The sequence below is a fragment of the Vibrio sp. NFR genome (assembly GCF_027587095.1).
Taxonomy (GTDB): Bacteria; Pseudomonadota; Gammaproteobacteria; order Enterobacterales; family Vibrionaceae; genus Vibrio; species Vibrio harveyi.
In genome coordinates, this window is sequence record NZ_JAPPTN010000001.1 from 598,407 (window position 1) to 623,968 (window position 25,562).

At 45.4% G+C, this 25,562-nt stretch carries 18 protein-coding genes; 10 read left to right on the forward strand and 8 right to left on the reverse strand.

The window, feature by feature from the left end:
• Positions 1 to 56: 56 nt before the first annotated feature.
• Positions 57 to 2,159 carry an alpha-galactosidase gene (locus OH463_RS02690; RefSeq protein WP_269990438.1) on the reverse strand — a complete coding sequence of 701 codons (2,103 nt, stop codon included), beginning with the start codon at positions 2,157 to 2,159 and terminating at the stop codon, positions 57 to 59.
• Between the two features lie 232 nt (positions 2,160 to 2,391).
• Between OH463_RS02690 and OH463_RS02695 the strand changes: the two genes are divergently transcribed.
• The gene (locus OH463_RS02695; protein WP_269990440.1) at positions 2,392 to 3,453 is read left to right on the forward strand and encodes a LacI family DNA-binding transcriptional regulator; all 1,062 of its coding nucleotides are present in this window, start codon (positions 2,392 to 2,394) and stop codon (positions 3,451 to 3,453) included.
• 8 nt (positions 3,454 to 3,461) lie between these two features.
• Here the strand turns inward: OH463_RS02695 and OH463_RS02700 are convergent, their stop codons facing one another.
• Positions 3,462 to 4,910: a DUF2867 domain-containing protein gene (locus OH463_RS02700; protein ID WP_269990442.1), complete on the reverse strand. Its 1,449-nt coding sequence runs from the start codon at positions 4,908 to 4,910 to the stop codon at positions 3,462 to 3,464.
• A gap of 94 nt (positions 4,911 to 5,004) precedes the next feature.
• Here OH463_RS02700 and OH463_RS02705 point away from each other — a divergent pair, with 94 nt between their 5' ends.
• From OH463_RS02705 to fabV, 8 genes are all read left to right on the forward strand, one after another.
• Positions 5,005 to 6,381: an MATE family efflux transporter gene (locus OH463_RS02705; protein ID WP_069687022.1), complete on the forward strand. Its 1,377-nt coding sequence runs from the start codon at positions 5,005 to 5,007 to the stop codon at positions 6,379 to 6,381.
• 129 nt (positions 6,382 to 6,510) lie between these two features.
• A complete protein-coding gene (locus OH463_RS02710) occupies positions 6,511 to 7,182 on the forward strand; it encodes an ABC transporter ATP-binding protein (RefSeq protein WP_005428554.1) in 672 nt (223 codons plus the stop codon).
• Positions 7,163 to 9,616, forward strand: a complete 2,454-nt coding sequence (locus tag OH463_RS02715) for an ABC transporter permease (protein WP_009698130.1) — start codon at positions 7,163 to 7,165, stop codon at positions 9,614 to 9,616. The genes OH463_RS02710 and OH463_RS02715 overlap by 20 nt, the downstream gene beginning before the upstream one ends.
• Positions 9,616 to 10,740 carry a lipocalin-like domain-containing protein gene (locus OH463_RS02720; RefSeq protein ID WP_182878416.1) on the forward strand — a complete coding sequence of 375 codons (1,125 nt, stop codon included), beginning with the start codon at positions 9,616 to 9,618 and terminating at the stop codon, positions 10,738 to 10,740. The genes OH463_RS02715 and OH463_RS02720 overlap by 1 nt, the downstream gene beginning before the upstream one ends.
• 331 nt (positions 10,741 to 11,071) lie before the next feature.
• Entirely contained in the window at positions 11,072 to 12,247 is a 1,176-nt protein-coding gene (gene nhaA, locus OH463_RS02725; protein ID WP_005444559.1) for a Na+/H+ antiporter NhaA, read from the forward strand.
• A gap of 458 nt (positions 12,248 to 12,705) precedes the next feature.
• The gene (locus OH463_RS02730) at positions 12,706 to 13,332 is read left to right on the forward strand and encodes a TetR/AcrR family transcriptional regulator (protein WP_005444555.1); all 627 of its coding nucleotides are present in this window, start codon (positions 12,706 to 12,708) and stop codon (positions 13,330 to 13,332) included.
• Positions 13,333 to 13,400: 68 nt separating this feature from the next.
• Positions 13,401 to 15,686 carry an acyl-CoA dehydrogenase gene (locus OH463_RS02735; protein WP_269990445.1) on the forward strand — a complete coding sequence of 762 codons (2,286 nt, stop codon included), beginning with the start codon at positions 13,401 to 13,403 and terminating at the stop codon, positions 15,684 to 15,686.
• 178 nt (positions 15,687 to 15,864) lie between these two features.
• Positions 15,865 to 17,067, forward strand: a complete 1,203-nt coding sequence (gene fabV / locus OH463_RS02740; RefSeq protein ID WP_005444550.1) for an enoyl-ACP reductase FabV — start codon at positions 15,865 to 15,867, stop codon at positions 17,065 to 17,067.
• A gap of 113 nt (positions 17,068 to 17,180) precedes the next feature.
• On the opposite strand, the gene OH463_RS02745 is transcribed toward fabV, so the two are convergent.
• Positions 17,181 to 18,863, reverse strand: a complete 1,683-nt coding sequence (locus OH463_RS02745) for an aspartate:alanine antiporter (protein ID WP_005444545.1) — start codon at positions 18,861 to 18,863, stop codon at positions 17,181 to 17,183.
• 181 nt (positions 18,864 to 19,044) lie between these two features.
• The gene (locus OH463_RS02750; RefSeq protein WP_005428550.1) at positions 19,045 to 19,311 is read right to left on the reverse strand and encodes a GrxA family glutaredoxin; all 267 of its coding nucleotides are present in this window, start codon (positions 19,309 to 19,311) and stop codon (positions 19,045 to 19,047) included.
• Between the two features lie 360 nt (positions 19,312 to 19,671).
• On the opposite strand from OH463_RS02750, the gene OH463_RS02755 reads away from it, so the two are divergent.
• Positions 19,672 to 20,910, forward strand: a complete 1,239-nt coding sequence (locus tag OH463_RS02755) for an iron-containing alcohol dehydrogenase (RefSeq protein WP_009702965.1) — start codon at positions 19,672 to 19,674, stop codon at positions 20,908 to 20,910.
• 58 nt (positions 20,911 to 20,968) lie between these two features.
• On the opposite strand, the gene OH463_RS02760 is transcribed toward OH463_RS02755, so the two are convergent.
• From OH463_RS02760 to OH463_RS02775, 4 genes are all read right to left on the reverse strand, one after another.
• Positions 20,969 to 21,823, reverse strand: a complete 855-nt coding sequence (locus OH463_RS02760; RefSeq protein WP_005444542.1) for a MurR/RpiR family transcriptional regulator — start codon at positions 21,821 to 21,823, stop codon at positions 20,969 to 20,971.
• Between the two features lie 311 nt (positions 21,824 to 22,134).
• On the reverse strand, positions 22,135 to 23,781 hold the full coding sequence (gene panP / locus OH463_RS02765) for a pyridoxal-dependent aspartate 1-decarboxylase PanP (protein ID WP_009698124.1): 1,647 nt from the start codon (positions 23,779 to 23,781) through the stop codon (positions 22,135 to 22,137).
• A 121-nt stretch (positions 23,782 to 23,902) separates the two neighbouring features.
• Positions 23,903 to 24,415, reverse strand: coding sequence for a hypothetical protein (locus tag OH463_RS02770; protein ID WP_005444538.1), 513 nt, complete (start codon positions 24,413 to 24,415; stop codon positions 23,903 to 23,905).
• 211 nt (positions 24,416 to 24,626) lie between these two features.
• Complete coding sequence (locus tag OH463_RS02775; protein WP_017819491.1) at positions 24,627 to 25,532, reverse strand: lysine exporter LysO family protein; 906 nt, start codon at positions 25,530 to 25,532, stop codon at positions 24,627 to 24,629.
• Positions 25,533 to 25,562: the final 30 nt, after the last annotated feature.

The window sequence follows — 25,562 nt, forward strand, 5'->3', positions numbered from 1 at the left end:
TTTATCAGGAACAACGCGAAGTTGAAACCCGGTCGTTAGAGGGCACAGATAGAGGTTTAAATTTTCTTAAGGTGTACAATCAGTGCCGATTCAGGGTCGAGAATCGGAAGCGTCACCCCAATTTCCTTTAAGTTATCGCCACTTAGTGTCAGGGTTTTGTCTAGCCATTGCGGACGTTGCTTCATCAACTGGAAGCTGGTTTTTGGCATTTCAACAATCTTGACTTCGTAACGGGCGTTTTCATCCGCACAGCTAACGCGAAGTGGAGATGGCAGCGCATGATTTGGCATTGCCAACTGACACACCGTAATCAGCATTTCTTGCCCGTTCTCAACGCCATAGATGTTCTGGTTTTGATCGGCAGGATCGATGCGGAAAGTACGTCCAGAATGAAGCAAATCGCGATACTGTTTGTGCAGTTGAATGTAATGAGCAAACGCTTGTTTTTCTTCCGCGCTTTCTTTTACTGGATCGAGCTCCACACCCATGTGGCCGCTTAACGCTGTCACACCACGCATGTTGATCGCATGACGACGATTGGTTGAGTGACACTCTGCAGGACCAATGTGAGCGCCCATGACTTCAGGTGGGAAGAAGTAGCTCATACCACGCTGAATCGCTTGACGTTCCAGCGCATCGTTACAATCAGAAGCCCAGAAACGGTGAGTGCGTTTAAGGATTTCAAAATCAATACGACCACCACCCGAAGAGCAAGACTCAATTTCAACCGCAGGGTGCGCTGCTTGAAGCTCGTCCAGCAAGCGGTAAAGCGCTTTCGTTTGACCATGTACAGCTGGTTTACCTTGATGCCCCGGTTGAACCAATTCACGGTTCATGTCCCATTTCAGGTAGCCGATGTTGTAACGAGTCAGTAAGTCATTCAAACGTTCAAACAGGTAGTTGAAGCAATCTTGGTTTTGCAAATCCAAGACGTATTGCCAGCGACCGGAGGGCTGGTGGTAGCCTTGCAGACCCAATACCCAATCTGGGTGTTGGCGATATAGATTTGAATCTTGGCTGACCATCTCTGGCTCAACCCAAAGACCAAACCCCATGCCTTTGTTGTTTACGTGCTCGATGACAGGCTCAAGACCATTTGGGTACTTTGTTTCATCCAAGTACCAGTCACCGAGTGCAGCGCGTTCGCCATCACGACCTATGAACCAACCATCATCAATGATGAAGCGCTCGACACCCATCTCGGCAGCTTCGGTTGCCATCTGCATGATGTATTCGGGTTTATGATCGAAGTAGATGCCCTCCCAGGTGTTTAAGTGAACAGGACGAGGCTTGTTGTTTGGAAATTGAATAATATTGGCACGAACAAACTGGTGGAATCGCTCTGATATTCCATTCAAACCCGAGTTACTGTATGTCGCGTAAAGCCATGGTGATTGGTAGGTTTCACCGCTTTGTAGGCGCTTTTCACCAGACAACAGCAGTTCACCTGCTTGAACAAAACGGCGACCGTCACTACGAACATCGGCACGCAGTTGATGGTTACCACTCCAACCAAGGTGGAAGCCCCAAACTTGTCCCAATTGTTCACTAAAGCCATTAGTGCCTGCGAACAAACCTGGGAAGTTTTCGTGAGAGGTGCGACCGCGACGGTTTTCTTGCATAAAGCCACCATGCTCAAAGCTCAAACGCTGAGTTTGAAACTCATGGCACCAGCGTCCGTGAAACGTCATCAGCTCGTTTGCATGGTTAGGAAGTGGCAGGGTAGAGGAGAGCTTACCCAAGCAATACTCACCGGCAGTTGTGTTTTTTACGGTGATGCGTTTTTGTACCACATCACTGTTAAAGTCCAGTTGTAGCTCAATCAATAATTCAAGACCGGCAATGTCATCTTGCAGGGTAAATGTCGCGCTGTTGTCATCGTGCTCTATGGATGTGGTTGTGAACACGGGAGCCCAGTCTTCGCCATTGCGATGTCCCTCAATCCCAGGCGCATTAAAGTGACCACTACCCAGCTCAGGGCAGAGTGATAAAGGTACGTCGACATCAAGACGAGCTTGCGAGATAGGACGTTCGGTTGAGAGCATTAAATCGGGATCGATCTGAGCGATTTTTGCGCCCCAATGAAGGATTTCAGGAACACGATCCACTTTAATGATCATGCTGTGATTCTTGGATTTTAAGTGAACAATTTTTTGCATGTTGTTTCTCTGTTTTCGCAAACATTTAGTCTGCAAATAATCATGCGCTTGTTTGGTTTTATTTCGATTAAATAGCCGTTTAAATGTGACTTTGAACAGGTTTTAGAACGCAGTTTTGTGTGCTAGATCTGCTGTTTTCGGGAACATTTTTTCATGTTTTTTACGACATTGTTCACGAGAACATTCGAATAAATTTGGTAGAGTGAACAGCAAATCAGAATAGGAGAACGCAGTGGCAGTTACGTTTAAAGATGTTGCACGGTTAGCAGGTGTCTCGACGCAAACCGTATCGCGCGTAACCAACGGCGCGGATAACGTCGCAGAAGAAACACGAAAGCGAGTTAACGACGCAATCAAAAAGCTTGGATACGTGCCGAACAAAGGGGCACAAATGTTGAGCCGAGCGAAGTCGCGGATCATCGGTATTGTCTCTTTGGATATCTCACTGCACGGTGTGGCTCTTATTGCTAATGGCGTTCGCAACCAAGCACATGAGATGGATTACGCGACGGCGCTGGCAGTGTTAGGTGACAACTCCATTGAGGAATTCCGTAGTGCAATCCGAGAGCTTATTGCCCAACAAGTTGATGCCATTATCATCAACGCCCCAGTAACCAGAGAGATGGCAGAGACCCTAGTGGAGCAGTTCAGTCAGCTCACGCTGGTTTTTATCGATGTACCCGAGGGGACGCCCGTTAATTCTCTCAGTTGTGATCATAAATCTGGGGCAAATTTGGCGATCTCCCATTTGATTGAGCACAAACGCGAATCTTTTGTGTGCATTTCTGGACCCAAGGCATCCACGGCTTCTCAGATTCGTTACCAAGAGTGGCAGTCACAGATTCAGCAGCGTGGACTGATGCAAACGGCATTCTATGAGGGGGACTGGCAAGCTGCCAGTGGCTACAACGCAGTTAAAGACGCCGTGTTAAAAGGTGTACCTTTTGATGCTGTATTGGTGGCGAATGATCAGATGGCGCTTGGCGTGTTATGTGCGCTTTCGGAGGCGGGTATTAATGTCCCTAAAACCGTGTCTGTGGTTGGGTTTGATGGCATTCAAGATAGCCAATTTTTCTCACCCCCTCTGACAACGATTAAGCAAGATTTCAACGAACTTGGACGAAGGGCGGTCAAGTTAGTGCTGAGCCAGATGGAAAAAGGACAAGGCGTTGTGTCAGAAGTATTGCCTGTCAGCTTGGTTGAACGACAAAGCACATCAGCAAAGGCGGATACACTTTATGACAAGCAAGAAATACTTGCTCATCTAGAAAATATCCGCCGATTATTGCCTTAACCGTCAGGTTAGACTTTGCTTTGGCTTTCCAGCACTTCTGCTTCTTTGGCGATGGCTTTCACCATTCCTTTAAAGATAAATAGGTGCGCGGGCATCATCGCAAACCAGTAAAGTAAGCCCGGAAAGCCTTGTGGGTGCCACCATGCGGTAATGTCGAACTCACGCTCTTCGCCATCGTCTTTAATCGTGATTTCCAAACGACCAAGTCCCGGTCCTTTCATTCCAAAGAACAGTGAGAGGAACAGGTTCTCTTCACAGCGAATGACTTTCCATGAATCAATGAAGTCACCCACCTTAAGCTCTGGTCCTGGTGGTGAAACTCGAATAGGTTTCCCACCACCAAAGAAGATATCAAGCCACTCGCGGGTTCGCCAAAGGAGATTGGCAAAGTAATAGCCTTTTTCCGGGCTTCCGATCTTTTGCGCGACTTTCCAAAGTGATTCCGCAGAGGCTTTGGTCTTGATGTTAGCTCCCGCTTGTTTTGGATAGTACCCGTAGCCTGGTTGCCAACGTTTGAGTGCTGCAGGCTCAAATCCCCAAACATTACTGCGTACAAAAGTCCCTTCAGTTGCTATGGTGTTTGTAACGGACTGCTCATAGCTGATCAGCTCTTGAGGGAATCGCTCATGAATGGCTTTGGTATCAGCAATGTAATCGTGTTCCAAACCTGCAAGTAGCGCTTTACCAATACTTGCGGGGACAGATGTCACAATAGCTAACCAATACGATGCCATTTTAGGTGTCAGCAGGGGTGTTGACCAAAGTCGGTAAGGTTTCTTAGTGACCTTACAGATTACTTCAAATTGATCGCGATAACTTAGTGTATCTGGACCACCAACTTCATAAATTTCACTTTCTGTTGGTTTGGTTTCTGCCAATTCAAGCAAATAGTGATTGAGGTTGGGTAGGGCGATTGGGTTGGCTTTGGAGTCTACCCATTTAGGTGCAATTAGAATCGGCAGGTTATAGACAAAGTCGCGCATGATCTCGAATGCCGCAGAACCGGGACCGATAATGACGCCAGCTCTAAGTTCAGTAACAGGCACACCGGCTTGGCGAATGATCTTTCCCGTCGCTTTGCGTGCTGCCAAATGTTGAGAGTTGCCAGTTTGAGGCTGAATTGCACTTAAGTAAATAACGTGTTCTACACGACTTTTCTCAAGGGCATTTTTGAAGTTCTCTGCGAGGTTTAATTCGTATTCAACAAAGTCGTGACCTTGCGCCATACCGTGCACAAGGAAGAAAACCAAATCAAAATCATTCACGATTTCGAGCGTCGCTTCTGCATCGGCGAGGTCTAAATAAGTGAGTGTGAGATTAGGGTGTGGCTGAGTTCGGGATTCTAAATAGTCAATATGACGGGCTGCTGCTGTGACAATGTAACCTTTATCAAGCAGTTGTGGAAGAAGCTGTGAACCAATGTATCCTGAAGCACCAAGTACCAACACCTTTTTCATTCTGAGTCCTTTTATTGCTGGTGGATTAGTCACCACTGGGTATAATCATGAGACACTTTTCCCGTTCTATCAATAAGTTGTCGTCGGAGCGAGCATGACTTTTTTCTCACAATTGGTTATTCATGCTGATAAGTCGTTTTTACGTCGACTATTTGCTATCGCATTACCCATTACTTTACAGAGTATGATGTTCTCCAGCCGTGGCTTAGTAGACGTGTTGATGCTTGGTCAGTTGGGTGAGGCAGAAATTGCGGCTGTGGGTGTTGCAGCTAGAGCGACCTTTGTTACTACAATTATGTTGCTTGGCGTAACAACTGGTGGTGCCTTGTTAACGGCGCAATATTGGGGGGCGGGCGATAAAGTGGGGGTGCGCCAGAGTACTTCACTCACTTGGATGATCTCCATGGTATTCGCGGCTTTCACTGTCGTGTTATTTGTGTTGTTCCCCGAGCCCATTATGCGTCTGACAACAGATTCAGAAGAAGTGATTCGTCTTGGTGCCGACTATCTGGTGATCTCATCGGTCAGCATGTTTGCCGTGGCTTGTGTTGCCAGTATGGCGGTGGGTCTACGCGCCATGCATCAACCGGGGTTAAGTACGTTTTTTAGCGGCATCGGCATTCTGTCTAATATCTTTCTTAACTGGGTGCTTATTTTTGGGCAATTTGGCTTTCCTGCGATGGGGATTAAAGGGGCTGCCATTGCGACGGTCATCAGTGGCGCAATTGAAGTAACCTGTTTATTCAGTTATCTGTGGTTTAAAAAGCACATCATTGCTTTTGGCTTGGATGACATTCGTGCCAGCTTAGTTTTGGATAAAATCACCCGTTTCTTAAAACTTTCCCTTCCGACAACATTTAACTTCCTAGCATGGGCGGGCGGCTTGTTTGCTTATCACGCGATTATGGGACAAGCAGGCGTGCAAGGCTTAGCGGCATTGTCAGTAATGACGCCCGTAGAGTCGATTGCTCTTGCTATGATGATTGGCTCGTCTAACGCTGCTGCGGTATTGGTGGGTAATCAATTAGGCGCAAAGAACTTTGGTCCGGTTTACTACCAAGCGTGGGCAACCGTGATTCTCAATGTGTTGATAGCTGTTGTTGTCGCGATTTTACTTCTGCTCTCAAACCAACTTATTCTCGATGCCTTTAGTGCTCTAACGCCAGAAACGCGCCACCTAGCTGAACAGTTTATGGTGATTCTTGCGATCGGTGTGGTTCTTCGCTCTGTACCTATGATGGCTATTGTTGGTGTACTTCGTGCGGGTGGGGATGTGAAGTTCTGTTTATACCAAGATCTAATCGCGCAATGGGTGATCAGTATCCCTCTTGCTGCTTTTGGTGCAATTTATCTTGGTTTTGAGCCTCAGTGGGTTTATTTGCTGTTTTTGACCGAAGAAGTGGTGAAGTGGGGAACATGTCTACACCGCATGGCGAGCAAGAAATGGATGAAAAATTTGATCGAAGCTTGAATGGTGTCGCGAGACAAGTTGCATTTGTACTCTGATAGTGTGATCAACTATTCAAAATACTTCCTACCAACAGGATTTTAGTGTAGATTCTGATTCCAATTTTTAAACACCATTTGAGCGGCAAAATCAATGTTAAAACTGTCAGACCTATGTAAAGGCTATGTAGACGGGGGAGAATTTCATCCTGTACTACAAGGGGCAGAATTAACATTACAACAAGGTGAACAAGTTGCATTAATGGGGGAAAGTGGCTCAGGTAAAAGTACCTTACTTAACTTGATAGCTGGTCTTGATACCGCTGATTCTGGTGAGATCCAGTACCCAAGTTTCGCCATGCACAGCGCTCCAGAGCACTTAAGAACTCTATACCGCCGCAACAATATTGGTAATATCTTCCAGCAGTTTAACCTACTTCCTACTTTGAACATCGCTGACAACATCCGTTTTTGTCGCCAATTAAAAGGCTTACCAGAAGATAAAGGCTTGTGGCGTCAAATTCTTTCAGCTCTAGACCTTATGCCGCTTTTAGGTCGTTACCCTGAGGAAGTCTCTGGTGGTCAGCAACAACGTGCTGCGATTGCTCGTGCCTTGTACATGGAACCGAAAATCCTGCTTGCCGATGAGCCGACTGGTAGCTTGGATGAGCGTAATGCTGAAGCGGTAATGCGTTTGCTAACGAGTCTTGCTCGCCAGTTAGAGTGTACTTTGCTGCTGGTGACACACAGTGAAAAAGTGGCAGAACACATGGAAGGTCGAATCCGTCTTCAAGGAGGACAGCTACATGTTATGGCCCGTAGTTAAGGCACTACTCGGTCATTACCGTCGCTATCCACTTCAAATCATTCTTGTTTGGCTTGGTTTAACCCTCGGGGTGTCCCTCCTTGTCGGTGTGACTTCTATTAACCAACACGCTAAACAGAGCTACGAAACCGGTGAGAAACTTTTTTCAAACCCTTTGCCTTACCGTATTCGTACTAAGCATTCTGCTAACAAAATTCCTCAGGGCTTTTATATTCAATTACGTCGCGCTGGTTTCAACCAATGTGCGCCTTTTGATATTCTTCATCTCGATACGAAAGCCGACTTAAGCCTGATGCTAGTAGGCGTTGATCCTGTAGCGCTGTTGCCGCTTCACCAAGGTAAATCACTTAAAGACCTTCCTATGTTGTCTTTAATGAAGCCTCCGTATCCTATCCTTGCTAGCCAAGATCTGGCTGCACACATGCAATGGAATGATGGCGACTTTATTGAGCTCAATGATGGCAGTCGACTTGGACCGCTAAAAGTCGATACGGACAACTTACTCTCTGGCACTCGCCTCGTTACCGATATTTCTCTTCTTCGTATGCTTAAGCGCAGCTCCGGTTTGTCCGCTATTGCTTGTGGTGAAATGTCCGAAGAGAAAATGTTGGCACTAAAAAATATGCTGCCAAACGGTATGACACTGGTGCGTAACAGCCGCTCCGAATTAGAGTCACTGACAAAAGCATTCCACATGAACTTAACGGCGATGGGTATGTTGTCGTTCTTAGTTGGCTTATTCATCTTCTATCAAGCAATGTCGTTGTCTTTTATTCAACGTCAGCGCTTGGTTGGTATCCTCCGTCAAACGGGGGTGAATGGCATGCAATTGGCGCAAGCGCTTATGCTTGAACTGACCATCCTTGTTCTTGTTGCTTGGGCGTGTGGTAACTTCTTTGGTCTTATTTTGGCAAATGAGCTTATCCCTGCTGTCTCTTCAAGCTTGAGCGATCTTTATGACGCAAACGTCGGTTTGACGATTGGCTGGTCATGGGAGTCGAGCCTGTACAGTTTGGCAATGTCAGCGATGGGCGCTTTGATTTCGTGTCTGTGGCCGCTGATTCGCTTGTTAAAGTCACAACCGATTCGACTTTCTTCTCGGTTGTCTCTGATGCGTTTTGCTGGGCGAGAGTTCTCTTGGCAGGCTTTCGCGGCGTGTGCGTTCTGTGTAGCTGCAGTTGCCGTCTATCAAGCGCCAAAAACTCAAGAGTCGGGATTTGCGATTATCGCACTCATGCTGATCAGTGTGGCGTTGTTTATGCCGTTTTTGATGTGGCATATGTTCCAAAGCTTCTCTTATTCACTTCGTTGGGTTCGTGTACGTTGGTTCTTTGCCGATGCTGCAGCAAGTATGAGTTATCGTGGTGTAGCAACCATGGCATTTATGCTCGCATTGGCAGCGAACATTGGCGTGGAGACCATGGTGGGCAGCTTCCGTGATACAACGGATAAGTGGCTGAGCCAACGCCTTGCGGCTGATATCTATATTTACCCAACTAATAACTCAGCAGCACGCATGAGTGCTTGGTTAAAAGAGCAACCCGAAGTGGATGCTGTTTGGTGGCGTTGGGAAAAAGATGTCCCTACTGAGCGCGGTGCATTACAAGTGGTGAGCACGGGTTCTTCAGAAGGAGAGTTGGACTCTCTTACGGTGAAACTAGGTGTTCCAAATTACTGGTATCACTTGCACCATTCTAAGAGTTTGATGGTAAGTGAATCCATGGCTTTGAAGCTCGACATTCGCCCTGGCGACTATATCGACCTTCAACCTCCCTTAGGGGGAGGTTGGCAAGTGGTTGGCGTGTACTACGACTATGGCAACCCATATAACCAAATCATGATGTCTCATCGAAATTGGCTGTATGCGTTTGCGGGCTCTGGTAATGTTGGACTTGGTGTTTTGCTGGAAGATAATGTCAATGGCGAAGGCTTGAAGCGTAGATTAGAGAACGTATTCCGTTTGTCCCAAGACCGAGTCTTTGATAACAACAATATCTACAACCAAGCTATGCGTGTGTTTGACCATACCTTTGCTATTGCAGGCACCTTGGGCAACATCACTCTGATCATTGCGGTATTTGGTTTGTTCTTTGCAACACTTGCGGGAGAACTTTCTCGGCAAAGACACTTCTCACTACTGCGGTGTATGGGTGTATCAGGCAAAGAACTAGTCATGTTGGGTGGTTTACAGTTATTTGTCTTCGGTACCATCTCAGCCATCATTGCAGTCCCACTTGGTTTAGCATTGGCACACTTGATCGTTGATATCATCATTAAACAATCATTTGGTTGGTCGCTAGAGTTACAGACGATTCCTTGGGAATACGCTCAAACGATCGCTTGGGCAATGTTGGCGATCATGATAGCAGGAGCTTTACCTGTTATCAGGATGATTAAGAGCACGCCAATGAAGTCATTGAGGGATGCGCTGTAGTGAAAAACATGAAACTCAAAAAGCTGCTATCTCTTTCTGCATTAGTGTTTGTCGTATTTGTCACCCTCGCGGGCATGACTCTTTATTTTACGTATTGGGCGGAAGCGACAGCAACTGAACAAAGTGAAATCAGCGATGTATTAAAGCGCGAAAGTAAGACTATCTTCGAGCCAGTTCTACCAAATGAGCACGTTTCGCTGCCGCATGATTTCCGTTTTCATCCAGACTACCAACATGAATGGTGGAACTACTTTGCGAAGGTGCAAGACAAGCACGGCAAGGTTTACAACATTCAATGGAGTTATTTCCGCGTTGCTACCGACGAGCGTGATACTCGAGGTTGGCAAAACCCACAATTGTTTATCTCTCATATTGTCGTCAGTTCTGGCTCGCATGTTTGGAAAGAGCAGCGTGTCGCTCGTGGAGGGATTGGGCAGGCGGGCATGACGAATCGTCCTTTCCGTTTATGGATTGACAACTGGACTTGGCGTGCGCTTGGCTCCACACCATTCCCAGGAAATCTTGATGTCTCGACTGATACGTTTGCAATTGACTTAAATACTACAACGAGCGGTCCTTTTGTTGTTAATGGTGACAAAGGGTTCCAAGTTAAACATGCGCTACAATCTATCGCGTCTTTTAGCTTCAGTGCGCCGTTTCTCAATGTCAAAGGTACCCTTACCCTTAATGGACGTGAAATTCCGGTATCAGGCTCTGGATGGACACAGAAGGAGTGGGGAAGTGGTCTGATTGGCGAAGGGCAGCAAGGTTGGGATTGGTTTGTGTTTAACCTTGATGATGGACGAGCGCTTACAGTGAGTCGTTATCGTCATAATGGTCAGGTTCCTCATTTATTCGGCACACTATCAACGCGTTCTGGCAAGGTGATAAACCTAACAGAAAAAGAGCTGACGATGACGCCACTGCACGTCACTAACTTGTCTAATGGAACAAGGCTACCGCTTCAGTGGATCATCAATGTCCCCGGGCAAAACATCAATTTAACGACACGGATCATAAAATCGGACATGTGGCTTCCTTTTGTGATTCCATATTGGGAAGGACCGATACTCGCATCGGGTTCCAATGAAGCCTGGGGTTTTATGCAACTCACCGGTTACTAGAAACAACGAAAAAGCCACCCAACAAGGGTGGCTTTTTTGTTACTGAAACACGCAGTTTTCGGTGTAAAACCGCACGTTAATCACGAAAATTAGTCAGATATTATACTAACTTAATAGTAGTCTATGTGAATAGATTGAGCTTATAAGGAGATAGGCAGGTCTTGTAAATAATTATGTTCTTGTTGAAAAATACGATGTTTCGTAAATGAAACCTCGGAAAAATCGAAGTTTAAACTCTAAACAAGCGATTATTCTAAAATTTTCAGCAGCTATACACTCTCATCATTCTTTGTTAATCGTTTATTAAGATAATAAATATAAGGGCGAAACCATGAACGATGTCATTCGTGACTTTTTCAAAATGGAATCCGCAGGCGGTATCCTTCTTGTGATTGCAGCAGCAATCGCTATGACCATTGCAAACTCACCGCTTGGCGAAAGTTATCAAGCAATGCTGCATACTTATGTATTTGGTATGTCAGTGTCTCACTGGATCAACGATGGCCTGATGGCTGTGTTCTTCCTATTAATCGGTCTTGAAGTAAAGCGTGAGCTGCTTGAAGGCGCACTTAAATCAAAAGAAACCGCAATCTTCCCTGCAATTGCAGCGGTAGGTGGTATGTTAGCTCCGGCACTTATCTACGTTGCTTTCAACGCAGGTGATGCAGAAGCGATTTCTGGCTGGGCAATTCCTGCGGCAACAGACATTGCGTTCGCTCTAGGTATCATGGCGCTTCTTGGTAAGCGTGTTCCAATCAGCTTGAAGGTTTTCCTACTTGCGTTGGCGATCATTGATGACCTTGGTGTGGTTGTGATTATTGCGCTGTTCTACACTGGCGACCTATCAACGATGGCATTGATTGTCGGCTTCATCATGACGGGTGTCTTGTTCATGCTGAACGCAAAAGAGGTCACCAAGCTAACACCTTATATGATTGTCGGTGCGATACTATGGTTTGCCGTACTTAAATCTGGTGTTCACGCAACACTTGCAGGTGTGGTTATCGGCTTCGCTATCCCACTTAAAGGCAAGAAGGGCGAGCACTCTCCACTGAAACACATGGAGCACGCACTTCACCCATACGTAGCATTCGGTATTCTTCCTCTGTTTGCTTTTGCAAATGCAGGTATCTCACTAGAAGGCGTATCGATGTCAGGTCTGACTTCAATGTTGCCTCTGGGTATTGCGCTGGGTCTGTTGGTTGGTAAACCACTTGGTATCTTCACATTTAGCTGGGCTGCAGTGAAAATGGGCGTGGCTAAGCTGCCAGAAGGTGTGAACTTTGTACATATTTTCGCTGTGTCCGTGTTGTGTGGTATCGGCTTCACCATGTCGATCTTCATCTCGTCACTTGCGTTTGGCAATGTAAGTCCAGAATTTGATACTTACGCTCGACTAGGTATCCTGATGGGCTCAACGACAGCTGCTGTAATTGGTTACGCACTACTGCACTTCTCCTTGCCAAAGAAAGCGGCTGAAGAAGTCGCAAGCGAGAAAAAAGCGTAAGCTAAGATAGAATAATTTAACGAAAGCCTCCCGACAGGGGGGCTTTTTTGTATCCGAGGATCGGTGAAGTTTGTTCAACGTAATACAAGGTTAAGTGAAGGCGGCAAACTCAAATGACAGACGAAAAAAAGCCCAGACGAAAAATTGTCTGGGCGGATACAAACATAGGAGTTAATAAGAAAAAGCAGCAATGTAGCAACTAGATAGAAACAAGTTTGACGGCCTGTGAAACTTTAAATGCCCTAGTTGTTACAGTAATTCAGACCGAGACAATTCCAAACAGTTCCATTTTTTTTAGAATTTTTTTTCACAAAACAATATTCGCTTTAAATTCATTCCGTTAAGTTCGCACTTCTTTTGTCTGGTCAGACCAATGCTTGAAAATGTGATGTTAATCATTTGTTAATCTCAGGTTTCGGGAGTATATTTCAAACAGTTGTTTAATACGAGTGATTGAAATGGCCCCGAGAAGTACAACTAAAGAAAAAATACTCGATGTAGCAGAAGGACTATTTGCAGAATACGGCTTCAATGACACATCACTACGAACCATTACTGGTAAGGCGAATGTCAACCTAGCTTCGGTTAACTACCACTTTGGCGATAAGAAAACGCTGGTGAGGGCAGTATTAGACCGATACCTAGAAGCGCTAATGCCAAATATTAAGACGTCTTTGATCGAGTTAAACACGCGCGATGATTACAACATGGATGAAGTGTTTGAATCGCTACGTTTGCCTCTAAGAGCACTGAATGATGTGCGTCCGAATGGTACTGCGTTATTTATGTTGCTAATTGGTCGTGGATATACCGATGTCCAAGGTCATTTACGTTGGTTTATTAGTACAAGATATGAGGAAGTGCTAAAGCTGTTTATGTTTTCCATCATGAAAGCAAATTCGGAATTGACGGAAGAACAGTTGTTCTGGAGATTGCACTTCACACTAGGCACTTGTGTTTTCACTATGGCATCAAGCCAAGCGTTAACCGAGATTGCAGAAAGTAAGTTTGAAAAAGAGGTCGATGCAAAGTCTGTCGTTGATCTTCTGATTCCATACTTGTCGGCAGGTATGTCAGCCAAGTAAACAAAATTAAATCAATAATAAAATAAGTTAAAGCCGCGAGCGGTGACGTGAACAAAAGGATCTGAACTATGAGCTCTCTACGAAGAAAATGGATTAGTGACCCAGCATTCAAAATGTTTAAGAAAGTACTCCCTCCATTGTCGAGCACGGAAAAAGAAGCGATGGAAGCGGGTAGCGTATGGTGGGATGCTGAGCTGTTCTCAGGCAAACCTAACTTTACGACGTTACATCACTATCCAAAACCTGCGCTTTCTTCTGAAGAACAAGCTTTCATGGACAATGAACTCGAAACATTGCTTGAAATGCTTGATGATCAAAAGATCGTTAAGGAAGACAGAGATCTTTCGCCTGAAGTATGGGAATACTTGCGCAAAGAGCGTTTCTTCTCGTTAATCATTTCAAAAGAGTATGGCGGTCGTGAGTTCTCAGCACTGGCTAACTCGACCATCGTTTCTCGCATCGCAACACGTAGTATCAGTGCTGCGGTATCAGTGATGGTTCCAAACTCTCTGGGACCTGGTGAGTTACTGTCTCACTATGGTACTCAAGAACAGAAAGATTATTGGTTGCCGCGTTTAGCAGATGGTACGGACATTCCGTGTTTCGCCCTTACAGGTCCAGAAGCGGGCTCTGATGCCGGTGGCATTCCAGATCAAGGCGTAGTGTGTTACGGAACTCACGAAGGAGAAGAAGTTCTTGGTATCCGTGTTAGCTGGAATAAGCGTTATATCACTCTAGCGCCAGTAGCAACAGTCCTTGGGTTGGCATTTAAGCTTCAAGATCCTGATGGTCTACTTGGCGACAAAAAAGACGTGGGCATTACTTGTGCACTTATACCAGCAGATCATGAAGGTGTGGAGATCGGTGAGCGTCACGACCCACTAGGCTCTGCATTCATGAACGGTCCAACACGCGGTAATGATGTATTCATTCCAATGGAATGGTTGATTGGTGGTTCCGAATACGCAGGTAAAGGCTGGCGTATGTTGGTGGAATGTCTATCGGCTGGTCGTGGTATCTCTCTTCCTGCACTTGGTACCGCGATTGGTCACCTTACAACGCGTACAACCGGTGCTTATGCATATGTTCGTAAGCAGTTTGGTATGTCGATTGGTAAGTTTGAAGGTGTGGCAGAAGCGATGGGTCGCATTGGTGGTTTAACTTACCTGTTGGAAGCGACACGAACGCTGACAACCACTTCTCTGGATATGAAGGAGAAGCCGGGCATCGTGACCGCAATTGCCAAATACCACATGACCGAAATGGCTCGTACTATCCTGAACGATTCTTTCGATATTCATGCAGGACGTGCGATTCAAGATGGCCCAATGAATTACCTAGCTAAGCACTATCTGGGTATTCCCGTTGCGATTACCGTTGAAGGTGCAAACATCCTGACTCGCAACTTGATGATCTTCGGTCAAGGTGCGACACGTTGCCATCCATATGTTTTGAAAGAAATGGAAGCAGCAGCAAACCCAGATGTAAAAGAAGGCGCAAAAGAGTTTGACGAATTGTTGTTCAAACATATTAAACATGCGATGGGTAATACTTTTGGTGCTCTTGGCGCGGCATTGACAGGTTCTCACTTTGTTAAAGCGCACATGAGCGGTCCTACGCAGCAATACTATAAAGACATCACGCGCTTAAGCCGCGCACTTGCAGTGAGCGCAGACTTTGCAATGTTAACTCTAGGTGGCGATCTGAAGCGTAAAGAAATGATCTCTGCACGCCTCGGTGATAGTTTGAGTTACTTGTACATGGCGTCTGCTGCACTTAAGAAGTACGAAGATGAAGGTCGTCAACAAGGTGATTTGAACTTTGTGCACTATGCCGTTCAGCACTGTTTGTACAACGCATCGAAGTCGCTTAATGAAGCGTATTCAAACTTCCCAGTGAAATACGTCGGTGGCGTTCTGAAAGGTCTGTTGTTCCCATTGGGTAATCACTTCAAAGCTCCAAGCGATGAGCTCTGTGTGAGCCTTGCAGAGGCAATGATGACGCCTGGAGCTCAACGTGACCGAATGACGAGCTTATGCTATATCGGTCAATCAGAGGATGATAGCGTAGGGCTCATGGAACGAGCGTTCCTTGCGATGTACGACGTGAAGCCTCTTGAACGCAAACTGATGAAAGCAGCGAAAGATGGCAAGGTAGCGCGTAAAGGTTTATTGCATGACCGTCTACAACAAGCATTCGAAGCGGACGTACTTACTGAGCAAGAAATTGATCAAATTATGGCAGCAGACAAACTGCGCTATAAAGCGATTCAAGTCGACCATTTTAGCCACGACTTTTCAGAAGTTCGTACTAATGCACCAAGCAAAAAATCGCATTTGAACTCGGCAGCGTAATACGACCGCGCATAAAATAAGAAAAGCACCTCAATTGAGGTGCTTTTTCGTGTTTGAGCCTATAGCTTTTTTGTTGAGTGCTCCAACCACTTGCATTTTCGCAGCATTTTTACAGAAATTAGGTGCGAAGTAGGGCTGAACCTTTTATCCTAGCAACGTTTTTTAAAGGAAGTTGAATATGATCATCAAACCTAGAATTCGTGGATTTATCTGTACTACTACGCACCCAGTGGGTTGTGAAGCTAACGTAAAAGAACAAATTGCTTACACTAAAGCGCAAGGTCCAATTAAAAACGCGCCAAAACGCGTTCTTGTTGTGGGTGCATCAAGTGGCTACGGTCTATCTTCTCGTATCGCTGCGGCATTTGGTGGCGGCGCTTCAACTATTGGTGTTTTCTTCGAAAAAGAAGGCACAGAGAAGAAGCCAGGTACAGCAGGTTTTTACAACGCGGCTGCTTTCGAGAAGCTAGCTCGTGAAGAAGGTCTGTACGCGAAAAGCCTAAACGGCGACGCTTTCTCAAATGAAGCAAAACAGAAAACAATCGATCTGATCAAAGAAGACCTTGGTCAGGTGGATATGGTGGTTTACTCACTGGCTTCTCCAGTACGTAAAATGCCAGAAACGGGTGAACTGATCCGTTCAGCACTTAAGCCTATTGGTGAAACTTACACGTCGACTGCTGTTGATACCAACAAAGACGTAATCATCGAAGCAAGCGTAGAGCCTGCTACTGAGCAAGAAATCCAAGACACAGTAACCGTAATGGGCGGTGAAGACTGGGAACTATGGATTAATGCACTATCAGAAGCTGGCGTTCTAGCAGATGGCTGCAAAACTGTGGCGTACAGCTACATCGGTACAGAGCTTACTTGGCCGATCTACTGGGATGGTGCTCTAGGTAAAGCGAAAATGGACCTAGACCGCGCAGCAGCAGCACTTAACGAGAAACTATCAACAACTGGCGGTAGCGCAAACGTAGCGGTACTTAAGTCTGTTGTGACTCAAGCAAGTTCTGCAATTCCTGTCATGCCTCTTTACATCGCGATGGTGTTCAAGAAAATGCGTGAAGAAGGCGTACACGAAGGTTGTATGGAGCAAATCTTCCGTATGTTCAGCCAACGTCTTTACAAAGAAGACGGCAGCGCAGCAGAAGTAGATGAAGTAAACCGTCTGCGTCTGGATGACTGGGAACTACGTGAAGATATCCAGCAACACTGCCGAGATCTATGGCCACAAATTACCTCTGAAAACCTAAAAGAGCTGACTGATTACGTTGAGTACAAAGAAGAGTTCTTGAAGCTATTCGGCTTTGGTGTTGACGGTGTGGATTACGAAGCAGACGTTAACCCAGCAGTAGAAACAGATTTCACTCAAATCTAATCGTTTCTAACGGTATTAAAAAGGCGCTCATTGAGCGCCTTTTTTGTGTCTTGAATCTCTGTGCTGAATAATGAGCGCTGCTTGAACACACCTGAAAAGCGCGCTCAAAGAGATTAACTCAAAATAATCAGAATCGTACCGGCTAAAGTCATTAAGATATTGGCAATCGCGTAGGTACCTGCGTAGCCAAGGGCAGGAATAGTCGACTTCGCGTATTCGTTCACTACGTCCATTGCTGGTGCACACGTACGAGCACCGATGATGGCACCAAAGAGTAGAGCACGGTTCATCTTAAGTACGTAAGCGCCAACTAGGTACGCGAGCACGACAGGCACAACACTAACGATAAATGCCAAACCGATGATTTGTGGACCCACTTGAGTTAAGTGTTCAAACATCTTGCCACCGGCGCTTAAGCCGATGCCAACCATAAAGAACATTAAACCTAAGTCTTTGACCATATTCAATGCCCCTTGCGGTACATAACCGAAAGTAGGGTGGTTCGCTCGTAGGAAGCCCAGCGTGATGCCTGAAAGCAACAGGCCAACTGCGTTACCTAGGCTGAATGACACTTGACCAAACGTCATGGTCACCAAACCAAACATAATACCTAGAATGAAGAAGCTACAGAATGCGAGCAAGTCTGCCATCTGGCTGTGGATCGAGATGAAACCGATTTTCTCAGCGAGACCATGAACACGACTCTTCTCTCCACTTACTTGGAGCACATCACCTTTGGCTAGAACAATGTCCAAGTCCATTGGCATTTCAATTTGAGCACGCACTACGCGGTTCAAGAAACAGCCGAATTCCGATAGATTCAAATCAGATAGGCGCTTACCAGCAATTGCATCACTTTTAACCACGATCTCTTCTTCGACGATTCGAAGGTCCAGCAAGTTACGGTCGAATACTTCTTTACCGTTGCGAAAGCTTGGATCAAGACGTGCATGGCTATCTGGGAAGCCTACCAATGCGATTTCGTCACCTTCTTGTAGGATTGCATCACCGTCTGGATGAGCAAGGATACCATTACGGCGAATACGCTCTATGTAGCAGCCTGTTTGGCGGTAAATGCCCAATTCGCGAAGGTTCTTACCATCTGTCCAGTCAATTAGCTCAGGACCAACGCGGTACGCGCGGATGATTGGCAAGTAGACCTTACGTTGGCTAGAGTTACCCAATCCACGTTCTTGCGCAATTTGCTGAGCTGAATCGGATAGATTCTGCTTTTGCAGTTTTGGCAACAGTTTGGCGAACATGATCATACTGATCAAACCCACCAAATAAGCCATCGCATAACCAACCGATAGATTTTCTAATACCAAAGAAAAATCCATGTTTCGTGGGATGGTTGCAAGACCAGAATTCAACGCATCTTGTGCGCCCACCAATACAGGCGTAGCGGTAAGAGCGCCGGCCATCATACCCGCAGATAGACCAAAATCGAGTCCCATGTAATGGCTACAGAAATAGGTTAACCCTACCGCTGAGACTAATACGGTCATGCTCAAAATAAAATAATGTTTACCGTCGCGGAAAAATATGCCGAAAAAGTTTGGACCAGCTTCAATACCTACACAGTAGATAAATAGCATAAAGCCGATGGTTAGGGCTTCCGCGTTAAAGGAGAAACCAAGATGACCCATAACAAGAGAAGTAATGAGGACGCCTATGGAGTTACCTAACTGTAGGTTCCCAAAGCGAATTTTACCAATGGCAAGACCAATTGCTAATACGACGAAGATTAGAAGAATAGGGTTTTGTTCAAGAAGGTGTACGACGTCTATGTTCACTGTGTGGCTCGGTAAAGTGTGTGCCAAATAAAAGATTAAGAATTGCGAATTGTAACTAAATATAGCAAAAAGATAAGTGAATTTTTTTAGGTTTTACTATTACCTGACGTAAGGGAATAACAAATTGAATAAACAATAAAAAAGCCGCTAATAGCGGCTTTTAAAAATTCAGTAATTTGAATTACTCGTCGAATAGACCTAGGTGCTCTTTTGCGTAAGCTTCAAAATCATCACAACCACCAATGTGTGTTTGGTCGATGAAGATTTGAGGAACAGTTTCTACTGGCTTACCAACTGTTTTCTCTAGGTCAGCTTTAGAAATACCTTCAGCGTGGATGTCTACGTAACGGTAGTTGAAGTCATCACGTTTTGCTTTAAGTGTTTCTGCGTGCTCTTTCGCGCGAACACAGAATGGGCAAGCTGGGCGACCAAAGATAACTACGAACATAATCTTATTTCTCCTAAAATCTATTCTTTTTGAAAGCACAACTAGACTTCATGTCGGTACATGCTTTCGTTTCTTGGGACAACTATGCCCGATCCAGATACGGAAATAAAGCAGCATTTACCTCTTGTCTCGATAGGCGAAATCTATCGTATAAAAACTAAACACGCACTAAGCTTAAAGCCATGAAAAGTCACTTTTTAGAATGATTCTTAACCGCAAAAGCACATGACGTAAGTATGTGAAGTGACGCATAAAAACACACTTTTTGAAGGGTTAATGGCGGCAAGGTGCACTTGGTCAACTTTTTTTGGTGGAAAGCATAGCACTCTAGTGTGAGTTGTTGTTTTGGGGAGGAAGTGTATGTTTCAGTTTATGACTGCGACACGGATTATCTTCGGCGAGGGAGCACTCCAATCTTCGCTGTCTGTAATCAATCAATTTGGCTACAGCGTTTTACTGGTGACTGGTAAAGATACGCAACGTGCCACACCTATCATTAATTATCTAAAAGCGCAGAACATGCGTTATCAACACGTTGCCATCAATGGTGAACCTAATATCACAATGGTAGAAGAAACCGCAGTGCTTGGACGCAAGTTCCAACCTGATATGGTTATCGCGATTGGAGGGGGTAGTGTCATTGATATGGGCAAAGCGCTCGCGGCGATCATACCTAACCAAGGTGACGTCTATGACTACGTCGAAGTCGTTGGAAGAAACGTTCCTTTGAAAACCAAGCCGATTCATTTTATTGCTATTCCTACGACAGCAAGCACAGGGTCAGAGGTAACCAGAAATGCTGTGCTTAAATCGGGGCAAGACCAAGTGAAAGTAAGCTTAAGAAGCCCGGAAATGCTCGCAGACGTTGCGATTGTTGATCCAACCTTAACCTATGGTACTGACCAGTATACCTCTGGTCGTGGCGCGATGGATGCGTTTACTCACCTTATGGAAGCCTACGTTTGTGGTGATCCAAATCCTCTTACCGATATGGTGTGTGAAGAAGGTTTACGTCGCTTAAGCCGCTCAGTAATTGCAGGGTGTAAACAAGACAGTCACAAAGCCAGATCAGACCTTTCTTTTGCGGCACTTTTAGGCGGAATGGCAATCACAAATGCCAAGCTCGGCGCTGCGCATGGTTTAGCTTCCGCATTGGGAGGCAAGCTTGATGCGCCGCATAGTGTGATTACTGCACGTCTGGCTCCGCATGTGATGCAAGAGAATATCAATGCGGCAAAGCAAGCAGGACGAAGTGATGTGATCAGTCGTTATAAGCGTTTAGCGCAATTAGTGACGGACCGAACTAATGCCAATGAGCACGATGGCGTGCTTTGGGTGAAAATGGTGTTAGATAAGCTAGCGCTACCTCAGTTAGGTAAGTTTGGAGTATGCCAAACTTCTTTTGAGCAAGTTGCGGATGATGCTTTGAAGTCAGTAGCAATCAAAGGCAACCCCTTACCCCTTACGCAGGATCGGTTGGTGTACATTCTTCGTCAAGTTTGTGATTGTAGCGATGCGTGTGTAGGAGAGAGTTCGCATCACGTAAGTTCAGTAGAAGTGCTGGAGTCTCGCTCTGATCTATCGGATGTGAATCAATAGAAATACGACCTGAACAGATACGAAAAGGGGAGCTACTTAGCTCCCCTTTGTAGATTCGTTAGTATTGACTTAGCTTATCGTAGCGGCTGTCTTTCAATGCGTCTTTTACTCGCTTTAGGTTTTCACGGAAGCCAGTACCACGGCGCAGCGTGAAGCCTGTTGCTAGGACATCGATAACCGTCATTTGTACTACGCGACTTGCCATTGGCATATACACATCGGTATCTTCTGGCACGTCTAGTGTAATAGCCAGTGAACTCGCTTTCTCTAGTGGTGAGTCTTTTGCTGTGATTGCAATAACGGTTGCACCGTTTTCACGTGCAAGGTTCGCAATCTCAACTTGGCTCTTAGTACGACCTGTGTGAGAAATCAGAACGATAACGTCATTGTCGCTACAGTTAATGCAGCTCATGCGTTGCATTACGATATCTTCAAAACAAGTAATAGGAATGTTGAAGCGGATAAACTTGTTTTGAGCGTCGCGTGCGACAGAAGAAGAAGCACCTAGACCGAAGAATGAGATGCGCTTCGCTTGAGTCAGGAGATCAACTGCACGATTAACTTGCATCGCATCAAGGCTGTTTTTTGCGACATCTAAACACGCCATTGTAGATTCGAAAATCTTGTGCGTGTAGGCATCAGGACCATCGTCTTCTTCCACATTACGGTTAACGTAAGGCGTACCATTGGCAAGGCTTTGCGCAAGGTGAAGTTTAAAATCTGGGAAACCTTTGGTATCCAGACGACGACAGAAACGGTTAACAGTAGGTTCACTCACGTCAGCCATTTTAGCTAACGTTGCAATGCTTGAATGAATTGCAGTTTGTGGAGACGCCATAATCACTTCCGCAACTTTGCGCTCTGACTTACTGAAATTCTCCAGATTTTTTTGAATTTTTTCTAATGTATTCATAGTGTTCACGAGGGTATAGAGAACAACTCGCTGGCTCTGCTAACGAATGGAAACCCAAAGGCTTCTCGGTCTAGAGGGGCGTTAACGAAAACTACCAGCGCCATAAATTCAGTATAAACCCGATCCTCAATCTGGCTAAACCAAATACGGTTACTATTTCGTGAGAATTTGACAAGCCTCAAACAAAATGTTGTAAAAACTACAGAATTGGATGTGGGATCGATGGTTTGTTGCTCTAGTGGCACAATAATGATGATTGAGTTACATCAAAAAGAAAGAAATTTTCAATTTGATGTAACTCACATTGGCGCTTAAGAATTGAGAATGTCGTCGACAGTTTCTTTAATTTTTGCCATTAAGCTTGGGGCTTGTTGAGCAATTTCGCGCTGCTCGTCCAATACCGCACTTAGAATGTCATTGGTCGTCAATGGGTTCGCTAACACAACACGGAATACAATGGTGTTCATGCGTTGCCATTGGTCTGGGTTCAGTCGAGTGCGTGACACAAAGGACTTACCTGTTTCACGCTGGCGCTTTTGGATAAACTGAGTCAGTTGGTTGAGTAACTCATTCAGTTTCTCTTTCTGCGTACCTTGTGCTTTCTCTAATGCTGCGCGCATATTGGTTGGCAAATAACGGTAAGTCAGCAGACAAAGCTCAGGCTCAGACACTAACTCAAAGTCCTCTTGCTCGTTAATAAGATCAGCGAAGTAGCGCGCTTTGGCGATACTCTGGTCAATCAGCAGTTCATAACCAGGTCGGCTAATGATATGCATTGCCGCGTAAACCAACATCGCCATACCGGAGCGAGAGCCTTCAAGGGTGTGGCTACCTAGGTCTTTTGAGCCCTTACGCAAAATGTATTGTGCGTGGTGCTCGATTGACTTCATCGCATCTGGGTCTTTAAACAGAACCATACCTGCACCCATAGGGATGTAGAGTTGTTTATGCGCGTCAATCGTCACAGAATCTGCAAGTTCGACCCCACCAAGTAGGTGACGATGATTGTTCGACATCAGTGTCGCACCACCCCATGCTGCATCCACATGGAAGTGACAATCGTGTTCAGCACACACTTCAGCGATTTGAGGAAGCGGGTCAACGCTACCGGTTTCTGTCGTACCAGCAACACCAACCACCGCAATAGGCTTGATATTTTGCGACTCAAGTTCCGCAATTTTTGCTTTCAAGTCATCAACGATAATGCGGTTGTTTGCGTCTGTTTTGACGGCAACTAATCCTTCTTGACCAAGCCCAAGTACGTCGGCAGCTTTCTTCAGTGAGTAATGCCCACGCTCAGAAACCAGAATTGCCAGCCCTTCATAGCCATAATGTTTCATGGCTTTGAACAGACCTTCTTTTTCTACCCCTTTGAATGCGCCATCTGCTCTTAGTGCTTTATTGCGAGCAACCCAAAGCGCAGTAATGTTCGCAATGGTACCGCCAGAACAAAATGCACCGAGAGAGTGCTTCGCGCTGTGCATCCACTTACGGTAGAACTTGTCGTCCTGACCATAAATAAGGCGATGCAGCATACCAAGTACTTGGCGTTCAAGTGGTGTGAATGCTTTCGAAGTTTCAATCTTTACCAAGTTTTGGTTCAAGGCGATCATGATCTTCGACAGCGGCATTAAGAAATACGGCAGTGCAGAAGTCATGTGACCAATAAAGCTTGGCGCAGAGGTATGAACCGAGTGAGATACCAAGGTATCTAGTAGGTGCTCGGTATGGTCTGACACGAACTCTGGTTGCTCAGGAATCTGAGCAGAAGAAAAGTCTTTCTCAATTTCACGTAAAGGCTTTTCTTCTGCCACGATGTGTTCACGAAGAAATTTGTTCAAGTTCTGGGAGAGACTCTCGTCGATTTTGGTCAACGTAGAATCTGGACCTTCAGGAATTGTGAAGATCTTTAACAAGCTCTCGAAGCTAACGTCAGCGGTTTTTTGTTCCTTAACCATAGCAAAGAATCTTTGTAGTTATTTTGGTAATGCGAGCGGCACAATCTAAACCAAAACGGGCGCAAAGTCCCGTTTTAATTATTGAAACCCATGTTGCTGAAATGAAATTCTAGGGCGAGGTTTATTCACACTTCTGCTTTTCAATCTTAGCAATTGATTGATTGTACTTATTAAGCGCAGAATCGATCTGTTTTGGGTGGCTCAATAAGTCAGCAAATGCAGAACGTAGGTCATAGTTCTTTGGATGGTTCGCCGATTGACGATCACTAAACGTTTTTTGTGCAGCTTGACCGAGCTCATCACTGCGTGTTGCAAGCTGCTTCACATCGTGTTGTTCTAGCTTGAGCCACGCTTCAACAGGTTGCTCTGTAGCAACACGGCTAGGATCATTTTTCAGGAAGTAATGTACCGCTTCACGGTTTAATTCAAAGTGGTGTTGGCGACCTTCTAAGAACCATTGACTTACTTCTTTTAAATCTGGGTATTGAGTAACGGTTAGGTCTACAAGGTCTTGATACCACTGTAAAGAGGCGTCTATATAACCGTCGTATTTGTTTGCAAGACATTGCTGGTCAGCAGCAAAGGTAAAAGTTGAGCTTGTAGCGAGGAGCGCTGCAACGACAAAGCGTTTCATTGTTATTCCTTTTTGGTTGAATTCCCTTTGTAACCCCAATAGGCACTATGCCTTGCCTGTCACTGATTACCGATCCAAGAGTTTAAAAATCAAAGGGCTCGATAACTAAGCGGTAATCCAGAAAATTCTCTTTGAATTGAGCATTTTGAGGTTACGTGGGTATTTGAATTTTTGCCGTATTGTAATGGATGTTAATGAATATTCCTGAGATCTAGCTAGCAAGAGACACAAAGAAAAGCATCATGACAGGCACCAATAAGCTCAAAATAAAACCACTTACGATCGCGACAGGCACACATCGAACACCTCCAGTTGTCTGGATGACTGGCAGGGTAAAGTCCATTGCTGTTGCTCCTGCGTAACCAATGGCTGTTGAAGGGTAGGTGCGAATAAACAATGGAATAGCAACTAATGCGACCAACTCACGCATCAATTCAATCAAGAAGGAAGCGCCGCCAAAAATGGGACCAAATGCATCACCCATCAAGATGCCAGCTAACGAATACCAACCAAAGCCAGAAGACATTGCCAGCGCTTGGTAGAGTGGTAAATCCAAGATCACTGAGGCAATTGCACCACCGAGCATACAAGTTGCAATAATGACTGTCGCAATCGCCATGCCTTGTTTGTTCAACAGAATCTGCTTAAGGGTTAAGCCGCTATTACGCAATTGAATGCCAATAAAGAACAGTAGAAGAAATAAAATCCATTCGCTCGCTGTATCCACCCAAGAAAGACCAATTGGCAAGATCAAACCGGCAATCAAACCACCACCAACGACGACAACAAGCTTGATTGATTCTAATGCCATAGAAGACAGTGGGAGTTTTTTCTGGTTTTGGTCGGTTTGCAAAGGAAGCAGTTTATCGACTAGCGGCAAGGCAAGTAGGTTACAAGCGCCCAAACAGACGAAGAAAGTACCAGCGTAAAGCAAGATGGTTTGCAAGTTGCTGCCGAGGTTGTCGAGCGCAGCAAGGCTTAAACCCATCAAGGAGAGAATGACGTAAATCAGGTATGAGGTCGACTTGTTGATTTTATCAAGTACCGACGCCTGAGAAATTGGAATTAAGTAGCCCACCACCAATGGGGCAAAGATAAATAGCATCCCTGAGAACATAAAACTCAATGATTCCTTTATGAGGTAAGC

Excerpts from the sequence above, each read along its gene's own strand:
- OH463_RS02750 (WP_005428550.1), bottom strand. The coding sequence starts at position 19,311 with ATGTTCGTAGTTATCTTTGGTCGCCCAGCTTGCCCATTCTGTGTTCGC.
- OH463_RS02710 (WP_005428554.1), top strand. The coding sequence starts at position 6,511 with ATGTTAAAACTGTCAGACCTATGTAAAGGCTATGTAGACGGGGGAGAA.
- OH463_RS02770 (WP_005444538.1), bottom strand. The coding sequence starts at position 24,415 with ATGAAACGCTTTGTCGTTGCAGCGCTCCTCGCTACAAGCTCAACTTTT.
- OH463_RS02775 (WP_017819491.1), bottom strand. The coding sequence starts at position 25,532 with ATGTTCTCAGGGATGCTATTTATCTTTGCCCCATTGGTGGTGGGCTAC.
- OH463_RS02735 (WP_269990445.1), top strand. The coding sequence starts at position 13,401 with ATGAGCTCTCTACGAAGAAAATGGATTAGTGACCCAGCATTCAAAATG.
- OH463_RS02730 (WP_005444555.1), top strand. The coding sequence starts at position 12,706 with ATGGCCCCGAGAAGTACAACTAAAGAAAAAATACTCGATGTAGCAGAA.
- OH463_RS02690 (WP_269990438.1), bottom strand. The coding sequence starts at position 2,159 with ATGCAAAAAATTGTTCACTTAAAATCCAAGAATCACAGCATGATCATT.
- panP (WP_009698124.1), bottom strand. The coding sequence starts at position 23,781 with ATGGTTAAGGAACAAAAAACCGCTGACGTTAGCTTCGAGAGCTTGTTA.
- OH463_RS02760 (WP_005444542.1), bottom strand. The coding sequence starts at position 21,823 with ATGAATACATTAGAAAAAATTCAAAAAAATCTGGAGAATTTCAGTAAG.
- nhaA (WP_005444559.1), top strand. The coding sequence starts at position 11,072 with ATGAACGATGTCATTCGTGACTTTTTCAAAATGGAATCCGCAGGCGGT.
- OH463_RS02700 (WP_269990442.1), bottom strand. The coding sequence starts at position 4,910 with ATGAAAAAGGTGTTGGTACTTGGTGCTTCAGGATACATTGGTTCACAG.
- fabV (WP_005444550.1), top strand. The coding sequence starts at position 15,865 with ATGATCATCAAACCTAGAATTCGTGGATTTATCTGTACTACTACGCAC.
- OH463_RS02755 (WP_009702965.1), top strand. The coding sequence starts at position 19,672 with ATGTTTCAGTTTATGACTGCGACACGGATTATCTTCGGCGAGGGAGCA.
- OH463_RS02705 (WP_069687022.1), top strand. The coding sequence starts at position 5,005 with ATGACTTTTTTCTCACAATTGGTTATTCATGCTGATAAGTCGTTTTTA.
- OH463_RS02715 (WP_009698130.1), top strand. The coding sequence starts at position 7,163 with ATGTTATGGCCCGTAGTTAAGGCACTACTCGGTCATTACCGTCGCTAT.